The organism is Tepidimonas sp. HKU78 (genome assembly GCF_049860815.1).
Classification (GTDB): Bacteria; Pseudomonadota; Gammaproteobacteria; order Burkholderiales; family Burkholderiaceae_C; genus Tepidimonas.
The window spans coordinates 2,067,080-2,080,661 of sequence record NZ_CP187547.1; the positions used below are offsets into that span (position 1 = coordinate 2,067,080).

13 protein-coding genes and 1 tRNA gene are annotated in these 13,582 nt (G+C 65.8%); 2 read left to right on the plus strand and 12 right to left on the minus strand.

Annotated elements, in window-relative coordinates; all coding sequences use genetic code 11:
• The first annotated feature begins 44 nt into the window (after positions 1-44).
• Positions 45-956, plus strand: a complete 912-nt coding sequence (locus ACPYIS_RS10290) for a LysR family transcriptional regulator (protein ID WP_424894633.1) — start codon at positions 45-47, stop codon at positions 954-956.
• A 105-nt stretch (positions 957-1,061) separates the two neighbouring features.
• Here ACPYIS_RS10290 and ACPYIS_RS10295 read toward each other — a convergent pair.
• The 12 genes from ACPYIS_RS10295 to uvrB all read right to left on the minus strand — a co-directional run bounded on the left by ACPYIS_RS10295 (position 1,062) and on the right by uvrB (position 12,188).
• Positions 1,062-1,136 (minus strand) — tRNA-Val (locus ACPYIS_RS10295).
• Positions 1,137-1,174: 38 nt separating this feature from the next.
• Positions 1,175-1,903: a DNA polymerase III subunit epsilon gene (dnaQ, locus tag ACPYIS_RS10300; RefSeq protein ID WP_299018374.1), complete on the minus strand. Its 729-nt coding sequence runs from the start codon at positions 1,901-1,903 to the stop codon at positions 1,175-1,177.
• Between the two features lie 14 nt (positions 1,904-1,917).
• The gene (fdx, locus tag ACPYIS_RS10305; RefSeq protein ID WP_299018372.1) at positions 1,918-2,256 is read right to left on the minus strand and encodes an ISC system 2Fe-2S type ferredoxin; all 339 of its coding nucleotides are present in this window, start codon (positions 2,254-2,256) and stop codon (positions 1,918-1,920) included.
• A complete protein-coding gene (gene hscA / locus ACPYIS_RS10310) occupies positions 2,257-4,152 on the minus strand; it encodes a Fe-S protein assembly chaperone HscA (RefSeq protein ID WP_424859248.1) in 1,896 nt (631 codons plus the stop codon). It abuts the gene before it with no gap.
• A 27-nt stretch (positions 4,153-4,179) separates the two neighbouring features.
• On the minus strand, positions 4,180-4,707 hold the full coding sequence (gene hscB / locus ACPYIS_RS10315) for a Fe-S protein assembly co-chaperone HscB (RefSeq protein WP_299018368.1): 528 nt from the start codon (positions 4,705-4,707) through the stop codon (positions 4,180-4,182).
• Complete coding sequence (gene iscA, locus ACPYIS_RS10320) at positions 4,700-5,023, minus strand: iron-sulfur cluster assembly protein IscA (protein ID WP_299018366.1); 324 nt, start codon at positions 5,021-5,023, stop codon at positions 4,700-4,702. Before iscA ends, hscB begins: the two co-directional genes overlap by 8 nt.
• A gap of 80 nt (positions 5,024-5,103) precedes the next feature.
• A complete protein-coding gene (gene iscU / locus ACPYIS_RS10325; RefSeq protein ID WP_299018363.1) occupies positions 5,104-5,496 on the minus strand; it encodes a Fe-S cluster assembly scaffold IscU in 393 nt (130 codons plus the stop codon).
• Between the two features lie 31 nt (positions 5,497-5,527).
• Positions 5,528-6,748: an IscS subfamily cysteine desulfurase gene (locus ACPYIS_RS10330; RefSeq protein WP_299018361.1), complete on the minus strand. Its 1,221-nt coding sequence runs from the start codon at positions 6,746-6,748 to the stop codon at positions 5,528-5,530.
• Positions 6,749-6,785: 37 nt separating this feature from the next.
• Positions 6,786-7,319, minus strand: coding sequence for a Fe-S cluster assembly transcriptional regulator IscR (iscR, locus tag ACPYIS_RS10335; protein ID WP_299018358.1), 534 nt, complete (start codon positions 7,317-7,319; stop codon positions 6,786-6,788).
• Between the two features lie 131 nt (positions 7,320-7,450).
• Positions 7,451-9,400, minus strand: coding sequence for a sensor histidine kinase (locus ACPYIS_RS10340; RefSeq protein WP_424859247.1), 1,950 nt, complete (start codon positions 9,398-9,400; stop codon positions 7,451-7,453).
• Positions 9,397-10,050: a LuxR C-terminal-related transcriptional regulator gene (locus tag ACPYIS_RS10345; RefSeq protein WP_424859246.1), complete on the minus strand. Its 654-nt coding sequence runs from the start codon at positions 10,048-10,050 to the stop codon at positions 9,397-9,399. Before ACPYIS_RS10345 ends, ACPYIS_RS10340 begins: the two co-directional genes overlap by 4 nt.
• Positions 10,051-10,109: 59 nt before the next feature.
• Positions 10,110-12,188, minus strand: a complete 2,079-nt coding sequence (gene uvrB / locus ACPYIS_RS10350; RefSeq protein ID WP_299018351.1) for an excinuclease ABC subunit UvrB — start codon at positions 12,186-12,188, stop codon at positions 10,110-10,112.
• A gap of 134 nt (positions 12,189-12,322) precedes the next feature.
• On the opposite strand from uvrB, the gene ACPYIS_RS10355 reads away from it, so the two are divergent.
• Positions 12,323-13,519 (plus strand): amino acid aminotransferase, encoded by a 1,197-nt coding sequence (locus ACPYIS_RS10355; RefSeq protein WP_299018349.1) that lies wholly within the window; start codon positions 12,323-12,325, stop codon positions 13,517-13,519.
• Positions 13,520-13,582 lie beyond the last annotated feature (63 nt).

Here is a 13,582-nt window from a genome sequence, read left to right on the forward strand (position 1 = left end):
AAAGGCTATACATGACCAAAAACATGCCACTCCCATCCGCCGGAATGCGACACGTCACCCTGCGCCAACTGCGCACCTTCGAAGCCGTGGCCCGACTGCGCAGTTTCACGCGTGCGGCGCAGGAGCAACACGTCACGCAGCCCACGGTATCCAAGCAAATCCGCTTGCTGCAAGAAGCCGTGGGTCTGCCACTGATCGAGCAGATCGGCAAGCGCATCAGCCTGACCGAGGCTGGCGAAGCCTTGTACGCCGCCTGCACGCACTGGCTGGAGGGCTGGAGCCGCTTCGAGCAAACGGTCAGCGAGCTCAAGGGGGTCAAGCGTGGACGGCTGCGCATCGCGAGTGTGACCACCACCACCCACTTCATGCCGCGCGTGCTGGGGCCGTTTTGCGCGCAGTATCCCGGTATCGACGTGGCCCTCGAGGTGGTCAACCGCGACCGTGTGCTGGAGCGGCTGGCGCACAACCAGGACGATTTGTACGTCATGGGCGTACCGCCCGATGACTTGAACATTGTCTGCACCCCGTTTCTGGAGAACCACCTGGTGATCCTGGCGGCCAGCAACCATCCATTGGCACGGCAGCGCAATATCCCCCTGACCGGACTGGCCGGTCAGTCATTCGTGCTGCGCGAGCGCGGCTCGGGCACCCGACTGACGGTGGAGCGCGTGTTTCGGGAGCGCCAAGTGTCCTTGGACGTGCGCATGGAGCTCGGCAGCAACGAGGCGGTCAAACAGGCGGTGGCAGGGGGACTGGGATTGGGCATCCTGTCGCGCAGCACACTGTCCGCCGACCCCAGCCAAGAAGGAATTGCCATCCTCGACGTGCAGGGCTTTCCAATCCGCCGCCACTGGTATCTGGTGTGGCCCCGTGGCAAGCAGTTGTCGGTGGTGGCAAAAACCTTCTTGGATTTTCTGCAAACACGCCGCGACTGGCTGGAGACCAGCGCGCACTGACCGCGCACCCCACGAGCGCCGGTGGCGCGCGGTGAATGTGGCGTCACTGGCGTCTGCGAGACGCCATGAAAAAGCCAGCACATAGGCTGGCTTTTAAGAGGGGGTTGGTGGGTGATGCAGGGTTCGAACCTACGACCCCTGCCGTGTGAAGGCAGTGCTCTACCGCTGAGCTAATCACCCGGTCGTTATGTCGATAGGCGTGATTATAGCCGACTTTTTCAGCCACCCGCGGCCGGTTGGGCGGCGGGCTCCAGGCGACGCCACACCGTGCGGCCCTTCGACTCTTTGTCCAGCGCAGTCAGCACCGCCTCGTGCTCGGCACACTCCGCATCGCTGGCGCGCAGCACCGGCAGGGCAAAGGTGGACAGGTCGCGGCGTGCCAGCGCATCGCCACCCGCCCCGGGCATCGGCACCTCGATGACAAGTGACTCCTGCCCGCGCGTCATGTAGATGTACACGTCGGCCAGCAGCTCGGCGTCGAGCAGCGCGCCATGCAGCTGACGGCCGGAATTGTCCACGCCCAGGCGGTCGCACAGGGCATCGAGCCCGTTGCGTTTGCCCGGCCACATCTCCTTGGCCATGACCAGGGTGTCGATGACCCCGCGCACCAGGCGGCGCGTCGGCCCGAGCCCCAGGCGGCCGAATTCCGCGTCCAGAAAGCCGAGGTCGAACGGGGCGTTGTGAATGATCAGCTCGGCGCCCTGCAGATAGTCGGCCAGCTCGGCCGCGATGTCGGCAAAGCGTGGCTTGTCGGCCAAAAACTCGAGCGTGATGCCGTGCACGCGCAGCGCGTCCTCGTGGATGTCGCGCTCCGGGTTGAGGTAGAAGTGCCGGTTGTTCCCGGTGAGCTGGCGGTTGACCAGCTCGACGCAGCCGATCTCGATGATGCGGTCCCCGTCCTGCGGCGACAGGCCGGTCGTTTCGGTATCGAGCACGATCTGGCGCATGGGTCACACCAAGGTCAGTGCCGCTCGCGGGCGTGGTTGATGGAGTAGCGCGGGATCTCGATCGTGACGTCCTGCGTGCCCAGGCGTGCCTGACAGCTCAGGCGCGAGTGGGGCTCCAGCCCCCACGCCTTGTCGAGCATGTCCTCTTCCTCTTCGCTGGGCTCGTTGAGGGATTCGTAGCCCTGGCGCACCACGACGTGGCAGGTGGTGCAGGCGCAGCTCATCTCGCACGCATGCTCGATGGGGATGTCGTTGTCGAGCAGCGCCTCACAAATGGAGGTGCCAGTGGGCGCCTTGACGGCGGCGCCCTGCGGGCAGCACTCGGGATGGGGCAAGACGGTGATGACGGGCATTCAAAGATTCTCCACATGCCGGCCCGCCAGGGCCTGGGCGATGCTGCGGTTCATGCGACGGGCAGCGAAGTCTTCCGTGCCTTTGGCCAAGGCTTTGGTGGCGGCCTCGATCGCTCCCGCATCCGTGCCGGAGCGGGCCGACTCGACGGCTTGCAGCAAGCCCTCGATCGCTTGGCGTTCGCCTTCGTCCAACAAATCGCCATCGGCGGCGAGCGCGCTGCGGGTGGCCTCGAGCATCCGTTCCGCCTCGACCCGGGCTTCGATCAGCGCGCGTGTCTGCATGTCCTGCTCGGCGGTGGCGAAGCTGTCTTGCAACATACGGGCGATCTGGTCTTCGCTGAGGCCGTACGACGGCTTGACGTCGATGTGCGCTTCCACACCCGAGGTGAGCTCGCGGGCGCTGACGGTCAGCAGACCGTCAGCGTCCACGGTAAACGTCACGCGGATGCGCGCCGCGCCCGCAGCCATCGGCGGGATGCCGCGCAGCTCGAAGCGGGCCAGGCTGCGGCAGTCCTGCGCCAGATCACGCTCGCCTTGCACCACATGCAGCGCCAGCGCCGTCTGGCCATCGCGGTAGGTGGTGAAATTTTGCGCTCGGGCTGTGGGGATCGGCGTGTTGCGCGGCACGATGCGCTCGACCAGCCCGCCCATCGTCTCGATGCCCAGCGACAGCGGGATGACGTCGAGCAGCAGCAGCTCGCCGTTCGGGTCGTTGCCGGCGAGCTGGTTGGCCTGGATGGCCGCGCCGATGGCCACCACTTCGTCGGGGTTCAAATCGATCAGGGGCTCGCGTCCAAAAAACTGCGCGACCGCCTGCCGCACGACCGGCATGCGGGTCGAGCCCCCCACCATGACGACGCCCTGCACCTCGTCGGGGGCAACACGCGCATCGCGCAAGACGCGGCGCACGGCCGCCATGGTTCGCTCGGTCAACGAACGGGTCAGATCGGCGAACTCGGTCATCCCCAGCGCCAGTGTCTGCGCGGCAGCCCCACGGGGCACCAACAAGGTCACGCGCTCACCTTGGGCGCAGGCGCTCAGGGCTTCTTTGGCGCGCCGGGCCTCGGCCAGCAGCGCCGCGCGCTGCCCGGCGGGCAGTGCCGCCAGGGCCTTGCCCGGCTCGATCTGCTGCAGTGCCCAGTCGGCCAGGGCGCGGTCGTAATCGTCGCCGCCCAGGGCCGAGTCGCCGCCCGTGGCCACGACCTCGAACACGCCGCGGGTCAGGCGCAGCAGCGACACGTCGAACGTGCCGCCGCCTAGGTCATAGACCAGGTACAGTCCCTCGGAGCCGTTGTCGAGGCCATAGGCGATGGCGGCGGCCGTCGGCTCGTTGAGCAGGCGCAGCACGTTCAGGCCCGCCAGCCGCGCCGCGTCTTTGGTGGCCTGGCGCTGAGCATCGTCGAAATACGCCGGCACGGTGATGACCGCGCCGTACAGGTCGGCGTCAAAGGTGTCTTCGGCGCGCTGGCGCAAGGTCGCCAAGATCTCCGCGCTGATTTCCACCGGCGTCTTGTCGCCGGCGACGGTACGCACCACGATGCCGCCGGGCCCATCGGCCAACGTGTACGGCAGACGCGCGGCAACACCCTGAGCCTGCAGGTCGGCCAGCGAGCGCCCCATCAGCCGCTTGACCGAGCTGATGGTGTTGGCCGGATCATCGACCTGGGCCGCCAGCGCCTCGTACCCGATCTGGCGCGACGGCTGGCTGCCCGCTGGCAGGTAGCGGACGACGCTCGGCAGCAGTACCCTGCCCTGCGCATCGGGCAGGCATTCGGCCACGCCGTGGCGCACCGCGGCCACGAGCGAGTGGGTGGTGCCCAAGTCGATACCGACGGCAATGCGCCGCTGGTGCGGGTCGGGCGACGCGCCCGGTTCGGAAATTTGCAATAAAGCCATGGGTGTATTCCGGTGGTGCGGCGTCCATCAGGCCGACTCCAAGCGCGCCTGCAGCGCATCGGCAAACCGCTCGATGAACATGAGCGCACGCACCTGGCTGACGGCTGCGCGTGCATCGCCACGCTGATCGATGGCTTCGGCCAGCAGGGCCAGACGCCGCGCGCGTTCGTCTTCGACCTCCTGCAGCAAGCGGTGGAGCTGCGCTGGCGTTTGCGCTTCGTCGAGCGCCTCGCGCCATTGCATTTGCTGCATCAGAAAGTCCGCCGGCATCGCGGTGTTGGACTCGGCATCGACGGGCACGCCCTGCAATTCGCACCAATAGGCGGCACGCCGCAAGGGGTCGCGCAGACGCTGATACGCCTCGTTGATGCGCACCGACCACTGCATGGCGATGCGCTGTGCGGCAGCAGCCTGGTGGGCAAAACGATCCGGGTGCGCCAGCCGCTGCAGCTGTTTCCAGCGCTCGTCGATCTGGGCGCGATCCAGCGCAAAGCGCCGCGGCAGCCCGAACAGTGCGAAGTCGTCGTCGTGCAGCGACGGCGCGGCCTCAGACACGGAACGACTCGCCACAGCCACAGCGATCCCGCTCGTTCGGGTTGTTGAACTTGAATCCCTCGTTGAGCCCCTCGCGCACGAAATCGAGCTCGGTGCCATCGAGGTACGGCAGGCTCTTGGGATCGACCAGGATCTTGACCCCGTGCGCCTCGAACACCACGTCCTCGGGCGAGATGTCGTCGGCATACTCCAGCTTGTAGGCCAAGCCGGAGCAGCCCGTGGTCTTGACCCCCAGGCGCACGCCCACCCCTTTGCCCCGACGGGCCAAGTATTTGGAGACGTGCCGCGCGGCGGCTTCGGTAATGGTGACGGCCATGTCGTGATGGGGTATTCGATGCGGTCGAAAAAAACGCTGCCAGAGCGCGCCGCGGCACGCCCGGCGTTTGGCAAGCGCGCTCAGGCGGTGGTGGCGTGCTTCTTCTTGTAATCCTCGACCGCCGCCTTGATGGCGTCTTCGGCCAGGATCGAACAGTGTATCTTCACCGGCGGCAATGCCAGCTCCTCGGCGATCTGGCTGTTCTTGATTTGCACCGCCTCGTCCAGCGTCTTGCCCTTGACCCATTCGGTCACGAGCGAGCTGGAAGCGATGGCCGAGCCGCAGCCATAGGTCTTGAAGCGCGCGTCCTCGATGACGCCCGTTTCGGGATTGACCTTGATCTGCAGCTTCATCACGTCACCGCAGGCGGGCGCGCCCACCATGCCGGTGCCGACGTTGTCGTCGCTCTTGTCGAAGCTACCGACGTTGCGCGGGTGTTCGTAGTGGTCGATGACCTTGTCGCTGTATGCCATGGTGTGTTCTCCTGGAGGGTATACCGCGGACTCAGTGCGCGGCCCACTGAATGCTGTTGAGGTCGATGCCTTCTTTGTACATCTCCCACAGCGGCGAGAGTTCGCGCAGTTTCTCGACGTTGGCCTTGATGGCCTCGATGGCGTAGTCGATTTGCTCCTCGGTCGTCCAGCGACCGATGGTCATGCGCAGGCTGCTGTGGGCGAGTTCGTCGCTGCGGCCGAGCGCGCGCAACACGTAGCTGGGCTCGAGGCTGGCCGAGGTGCAGGCCGAGCCACTCGAGACGGCCACGCCCTTGATGCCCATGATGAGCGACTCGCCCTCGACGAAGTTGAAGCTCATGTTGAGATTGTGCGGCACACGCCGGGTCGGGTGACCGTTGAGGAAAGATTGCTCGATCTGGCTCAGGCCGGCGTAGAGCCGATCGTGCAGGCGCTGGATGCGGGGCAACTCGGTGGCCATTTCAGCCTTGGCGATGGCGAATGCCTCCCCCATGCCCACGCACTGGTGGGTGGCGAGCGTGCCGGAGCGCAGGCCGCGCTCATGCCCGCCGCCGTGCATCTGTGCCTCCAGCCGCACGCGCGGTTTGCGCCGCACGTACAAGGCGCCAATGCCCTTGGGGCCGTACGTTTTGTGCGAGGCCAGGCTCATCAGATCCACCGGCAACGTCTGCAGGTCAATGGGCAGCTTGCCCGTGGCCTGGGCCGCATCGACGTGGAAGATCACACCCTTTTCGCGGCAGATGCGCCCGATGGCCTCGATGTCCTGGATGACGCCAATTTCGTTATTGACGTACATGACGCTGGCCAAGATGGTGTCAGGCCGGATCGCATCCCGAAACGCGTCCAAGTCCAGCAAGCCGTACTGATCGACGTCCAGATACGTGACTTCGAAGCCCTCACGCTCGAGATGGCGACAGGTGTCGAGCACCGCCTTGTGCTCGGTCTTGACGGTGATGATGTGCTTGCCCTTGCCTTGATAGAAGTGCGCCGCCCCCTTGAGGGCGAGGTTGTTCGATTCGGTGGCGCCACTGGTCCAAACGATCTCGCGCGGATCGGCCCCGATCAAGTCGGCCACCTGCTCGCGGGCGTGTTCGACGGCCTTTTCGGCCTCCCAACCCCAGGCGTGGCTGCGCGAGGCGGGGTTGCCGAAGTGCTCGGTCAGCCAGGGCACCATCTTGTCCACCACGCGCGGGTCCACCGGGGTGGTGGCGCTGTAGTCCAGATAGATGGGAAAGTGCGGGGTCTTGCTCATGGAAAACTCCAAAAATCGGTTACTCGGCCAACCGCGGTCACTTCGCACCGGCCGTGGCCAGCGCAAACACGGAGTTGGGGGCGTTGACCCGCAGCGGCTTGACCACGGGGTTGGGCGAGATGGCCCGCTTGATGGACGGCGGCGGCTCCACCGCCACCCCTTTGGCGAGCTGGTCATCGACCAGCTTTTGCAGCGTGACCGAGCGCAAAAACTCCACCATACGGTCGTTGAGCTCGGCCCACAAATCGTGCGTCATGCAACGCTGGCCGTCGCCGTGGCAGTTTTCCTTGCCACCGCACTGGGTGGCGTCGATCGGCTCATCGACCGACAGAATGATGTCGGCCACCGTGATTTCGGACGCCTTGCGCCCGAGCGTATAGCCGCCACCGGGGCCGCGCGTGGACTCCACGAGGCGGTGCCGACGCAGTTTGCCGAACAACTGCTCTAAATAGGACAGCGATATGTGCTGACGCTGGCTGATGGCAGCCAGCGTCACGGGACCGCTGGCCTGGCGCAGTGCCAGATCGATCATCGCCGTGACGGCGAATCGGCCTTTGGTGGTCAGGCGCATGGCAAACTCCTGGTGAGACCCGACGGATGAGGGAATGTGCGTGCATTCCCGACTGTTTCGCTCGAGTATACCAAAAGCCGAATGTTTTGGTCGGGAATCGACCCTACCGCCAGCCGGGGCGATCGGTGGCGTCAGGCGCTCGGCTGCAGCCAGTCGGTATCCACCTCCGCGGGGCGGGCGTGCACCGCAAAGGCAAACTCGATTCCGGTGCCGGGATGGGCATCGTAGAAGCGCACGCTCGCGCCGATCTTGGCCGCGCGCGTCAAGACGTTGCGCAAGCCGCGGCCAGTGCTGTTGCGCACCTCTGGGGGCGGCAAGCCCACCCCGTCGTCCTCGATCGAGAGGATGACCTGGTCGTCGCGCTGCCAGGTGCTGACCGTGATGCGGCGGGCTTTGGCGTGTTTGACGACGTTGGCAAAAATCTCCTGCAGACAGCGAAACAGGTGCAGCACGCCGCGCGCGTCGAGCTGCTCCAGGGGGGCGACTTCTTGCACCTCCCAGCGCAGCTCGATGCCCACCCCTTCTAGTGCGGGGGCGAGGCGCCGACGCAAGGTGCCCAGAATGGCGGGCAGATCCCCCTCCATGGGCTCGAATGAGTCCAACGTCAGCCGTAGCTCGTCGAGCGCTTGGCGCAACATGGAGGCCAACGCCTCTCGGTCGAGCTGGGCAGACGGGTTACGCACCAGGTTGAGCGTCTGCACCAACTGGCTGCCCAAACCGTCGTGCATATCGCGCATCAGGCGCTGGCGCTCGGCCTCGACGGCGCGCTGACGTTCGGCCGCCTGCAACTGCATGAACGCCGCACGCAGCTCGTTTTCGCGCACCGACACGGTCTGCGACAACGTCTCGTTGAGCCGGTGCACCGTGCGCGCCCAAGCCGTGGCACGCTCGACCAGCACCCACCCCATGGTCAGGATCAGGGCGGCGCCTCCCACCGACATCCAGCGCAGGTCCCCATCGCCGGGAAAGTTCAGCTGCACGACCAGAAAGTCGCGCACGCCAGTGGCCAGCGTGAACAGTGCCGCCAGCGTCACCAACCTTTGGTTGTCGTCATAAGCGCGCCGCCGCGCCACGTCCACCACCCCCGCCAGCAGCGCGAGCGCGGCAAACACCGTCAACGCCCCCGCCCAGAGGCGAACATAGTCGTAATCCTGCGTCCACAGCGCCCAAATGATCCACAATGGCGTTGCGGCAATGGCGAGCCACGCCCCCACCCGAACCCAGCGCAGGCGATGCCCGAACAGATGCTCCACCGTCAGGATGAAAAAGCCGACGAAGGCGGCAAACATGACGCGGTGCCAGAAGAACACCATTTCGTGCGACAAGGGTGGCTCGACCACCGCGAGCAACACGGTCCGCATCGCATGCGCCAGGGCCGCCAGCGCGATGAGGATGAACAGCCGTTCACGCAGCGCGCGCCACAGAAACAGCGCCAACCCGCCCACGAAGAATGACAGCGCCGCCATGATCCACGACCCCGTGGACTGCCACAGCATCAGCACGCGGTGGCGCTGCATCAGTGCGTCGTGATCCCCCAACTGCACGGCCGACAGTCCGCTGCGCTCGAGAAAACGCCCCTGCACCTCGACACGCAAGACGTTGTCGCGTGCGCCGGACGCCAGCAAGGCCGATGGCAACGCAACCAGGTGCGGCTGCGATGCCGCCAGCACGGTGCGATCCCGGGGGGCGTACCAGCCGAACTGAAACACCTCGTGCCCGTTGAGCAGGACCCGAAACCGCGTGCCCACGCGCGGCAGCAGCAGTGCCAACCGCGTACCCTCGGGTGACGCATACGCGAGCCCCTCGGGCCACTCGAGCTGGTAATCGACCCGTTCGCGCCAGGCGGGGCTCTCGTCATCCAGCACGTGCGGCAGGGCAATGGCCCGCGGGGGCACGTGCGGATCCAGCGGCAAGCTGGCCTGTGCGTGCGCGATTCGATAGACCCCCGGCAGAGGCACCGGCTGCGACACCCAGTGCAGCGCCCCGAGCAACAGCAAAAACACCAACCCCACCCACCACGCCACACTGCCCTGGGCGGCGTCTGCGGTCGGGCGAGGTGGCTGCCCGGTGGTGGCACTCACAGCAACCCCCGGGCCTGCGCGGCGCGCACCACTTGTACGCGCGTGCGTACCGCCAGCTTGCGGTACAGGTTTTTAATGTGGGTACTCACCGTCGCCACGCCGATGCCCAGCCGTTGCGCGATTTCCTTGTTGACGTAGCCTTGCGCCACCAGGCGCAGCACGTCCGTCTCGCGCTCGGACAGCACGGGGGCAGGCCCTTTGGTGGCCGTGGCATCGCTGTCGATGGCGCGAAACTGTTTGAGCAGCATGCGCGCCAGCAACGGCGAGATGGGCGCGCCCCCCTCGCGGATCTGCTCAATCGCCGCGATCAACTCGTCTTCGGTGCAGCCCTTGAGCACATAGCCGGTGGCGCCCATCTGCAAGGCGCGAATCAGACGCGACTCGTCACCAAAAACGGTCAAGACCAACAGCTCGGCCTCGGGTTTGACCTCGGCCAGCAGGCGCAATATATCTTCCCCGCGCCCATCCGGCAGTCCGAGGTCGACCAGAAAAACGTCGGCCAGGCTGCGCGGAGCCATCATCTCGGCGTGGGCGAAGGTATCCGAATACCCCACCAGCCGCCACTGGGGCCGCTGCCGCAGGGCGCTCTCGACGAAGCGCAGAATGGTGCGGTCGTCCTCGATCAGATAGATCCTCGTGATGTCCGACATGCGTGCATTGTGGACAATTCGGCGCCGCCTTCGCCTCCCCCAAACGGGGGAGGCTGCCATCAGACGGTGGGCGGCGTGACGTTTTCCGTCCCGTGCGCGCCCAGCACCCGATCTTTCAGCCGCGCCAGTTGGTCGCGCACCCGCGCCGCCGCTTCGAACTCCAGGTTGCGCGCGTGCTCGAGCATTTGCTTTTCCAGCCGTTTGATTTCGCGCGCCAAGGCTTTTTCGTCCATCTCCTCCACCCACGCCTCGGCGGCGTGCACCGCGGCTTCCTGGCGCGCCGCCTCCATCGCCTTGTCGCTCATGACGCCGTCGATCAGGTCCTTGATGCGCTTGGTCACCCCGCGCGGCGTCACCCCGTGCGCGGCGTTGTAGGCCAGTTGCTTGGCGCGGCGGCGCTCGGTCTCGTCGATGGCGCGGCGCATCGAGTCGGTGATGGTGTCCGCGTACAAGATCGCCATGCCATTGAGGTTGCGCGCCGCGCGGCCGATGGTTTGGATCAGACTGCGCTCGGCACGCAAAAACCCTTCCTTGTCCGCGTCCAGAATGGCCACCAGGGAAACCTCTGGAATATCAAGCCCTTCCCGCAACAAGTTGATGCCCACCAGCACATCGAACGCGCCCAGGCGCAAATCGCGGATGATCTCGACCCGCTCGACGGTGTCGATGTCGGAGTGCAGGTAGCGCACGCGCACGCCGTTTTCGGTTAGGTAGTCGGTGAGCTGCTCGGCCATGCGCTTGGTCAGCGTGGTCACCAGCACCCGCTCGTTGCGCTGCACGCGCAGGTGGATTTCGTGCAGCACGTCGTCGACCTGGTGCGTGGCCGGCCGCACCTCGACCACCGGGTCGAGCAAGCCGGTCGGTCGCACCACCTGCTCCACCACCTGCGAGGAGCGGCGCAGTTCGTAGTCGCCCGGCGTGGCTGAGACGAAGATGACCTGCCGCATGCGCTGCTCGAACTCCTCGAACTTCAGCGGCCGGTTGTCCAGCGCGCTGGGCAGGCGAAAACCGTAGTCCACCAACGTCTGCTTGCGCGCGCGGTCGCCGTTGTACATCCCGGCGAGCTGGCCGATCATGACGTGGCTCTCGTCCAGAAACATCAGCGCATCGCGCGGCAAATAGTCGGTCAGCGTGCTGGGCGGCTCCCCGGGTGCGGCCCCCGAGAGGTGCCGGGTGTAGTTTTCGATGCCCTTGCAGTGGCCCACCTCGACCAGCATCTCCAGGTCGAAGCGCGTGCGCTGCTCCAGCCGCTGGGCCTCCAGCAGCTTGCCGGCGGCCACCAACTCTTTCAGGCGGGCGTCGAGTTCGAGCTTGATGCTCTCGACGGCCTGCAGCACCTGTTCGCGCGGCGTCACGTAGTGACTGCTGGGGTAGATGGTAAAGCGCGCCAGCTTTTGCCGCACGTGCCCGGTGAGGGGGTCGAACAGCGCCAGCGACTCGACCTCGTCGTCGAAGAGCTCGATGCGCAACGCCAGTTCGGAGTGTTCGGCCGGGAAGACGTCGATCGTGTCGCCGCGCACCCGAAATTTGCCACGCACGAACTCCTGCTCGTTGCGCTGGTACTGCATGCGCACCAACTGGGCGATGATGTCGCGCTGTCCCAGGCGGTCGCCCCGGCGCAGCGTGAGGATCATGCGGTGATAGTTCTCGGGCTTGCCGATGCCGTAGATGGCACTGACCGTGGCGACGATGACCACGTCGCGCCGCTCCAGCAAACTTTTGGTGCACGACAGGCGCATCTGTTCGATATGCTCGTTGATGGCGCTGTCTTTCTCGATGTAGAGGTCGCGCTGGGGAACGTAGGCCTCGGGCTGGTAATAATCGTAATAGCTGACAAAGTATTCGACGGCATTCTTCGGAAAGAACTCGCGAAATTCGCTGTAAAGCTGTGCAGCCAAAGTTTTATTGGGCGCAAAGACGATGGCCGGGCGCCCCAGGCGGGCGATCACGTTGGCCATGGTGAAGGTTTTGCCCGACCCCGTCACCCCCAGCAGGGTCTGAAATACCTCGCCTTCACGCACACCTTCGACCAACCGCTCGATCGCCTCCGGCTGGTCACCAGCGGGCGGATAAGGCTGGTGCAGCACGAATGGCGAGTCTTCGAAGGTGACGAGCTGGCCAGTAACCGGGGCATTCAAGGGGGCACTCCTGGCGAAATGAACGATCGATGGCGGCAAGTGTACGGGCACACCCCGATGGTCCAGACGCACGCGCAGTGCCCGTCTGCCCGATACAATGAGGGGTTTGTCCCAACCACCCAGGTGTTGCTGTCATGTCCCTGTTTGCTGCCGTCGAAATGGCCCCGCGCGACCCGATTCTGGGTCTGAACGAACAGTTTGCCGCCGACCCCCGGCCCAACAAAGTCAACCTCGGTGTCGGCGTGTACTACGACGACGATGGCAAACTGCCGCTGCTGCGCTGCGTGCAGACGGCAGAGCAGCGCCTGATGGAAAAGCCGACGCCGCGCGGCTACCTGCCCATCGACGGCATGCCCGCGTACGACAACGGGGTCAAGGCCTTGGTGTTTGGCGCCGACAGCGCGGCGGTTCGCGACGGCCGTGTGGCCACGGTACAGGCCCTGGGCGGCACGGGCGGCCTCAAAATCGGGGCGGACTTTCTGCACAAACTCAACCCCGGCGCACGCGTGCTCATCAGCGACCCGAGCTGGGAAAACCACCGGGCCCTGTTCACCAATGCCGGCTTCACGGTCGACACCTACGCCTACTACGACGCCGCGCGCCGCGGCGTGAACCTGGACGGCATGCTGGCGAGCCTTCGCGCCGCCGAGCCTGGCACCATCGTCGTGCTGCACGCCTGCTGCCACAACCCCACGGGCTACGACCTGACGCCCGCCCAGTGGGACGACGTCATCGCCGTGGTGCGTGAGCGCGGATTGGTGCCCTTCTTGGACATGGCATACCAGGGCTTTGGCCACGGTATCGCAGAAGACGGTGCAGTGGTGGGCAAGTTCGTGGCAGCGGGGCTGGATGTCTTCGTCGCCACGTCGTTTTCCAAGAGCTTCAGCCTCTACGGCGAGCGCGTGGGGGCGCTGTCGGTCGTGTGCGCGAGCAAAGACGAAGCCGAGCGTGTGCTGTCGCAGCTCAAGATCGTGGTACGCACCAACTACTCCAATCCCCCGACACACGGCGCGGCCGTGGTGGCCACGGTGCTCAACACGCCCGAGCTGCGCGCCCTGTGGGAGCAAGAGCTGGGCGAGATGCGCACCCGCATCAAGGCCATGCGGCAGCGGCTGGTCGATGGGCTTGCGGCCGCTGGTGTGCGGCAGGACATGTCCTTCATCACGCAGCAGATCGGCATGTTCAGCTACTCCGGCCTGAGCAAGGAGCAAATGGTGCGCCTGCGCACCGAGTTTGGCGTCTACGGCACGGACACCGGCCGCATGTGCGTGGCCGCGCTCAACAGCCGCAACATCGACCACGTCTGCCAGTCGATCGCGGCGGTGCTCTGACCCACCAAGTCGCGCCGACGGCTGTCCCCGATGTGACCCGCCATCGGGGATGAGCCGTATGGC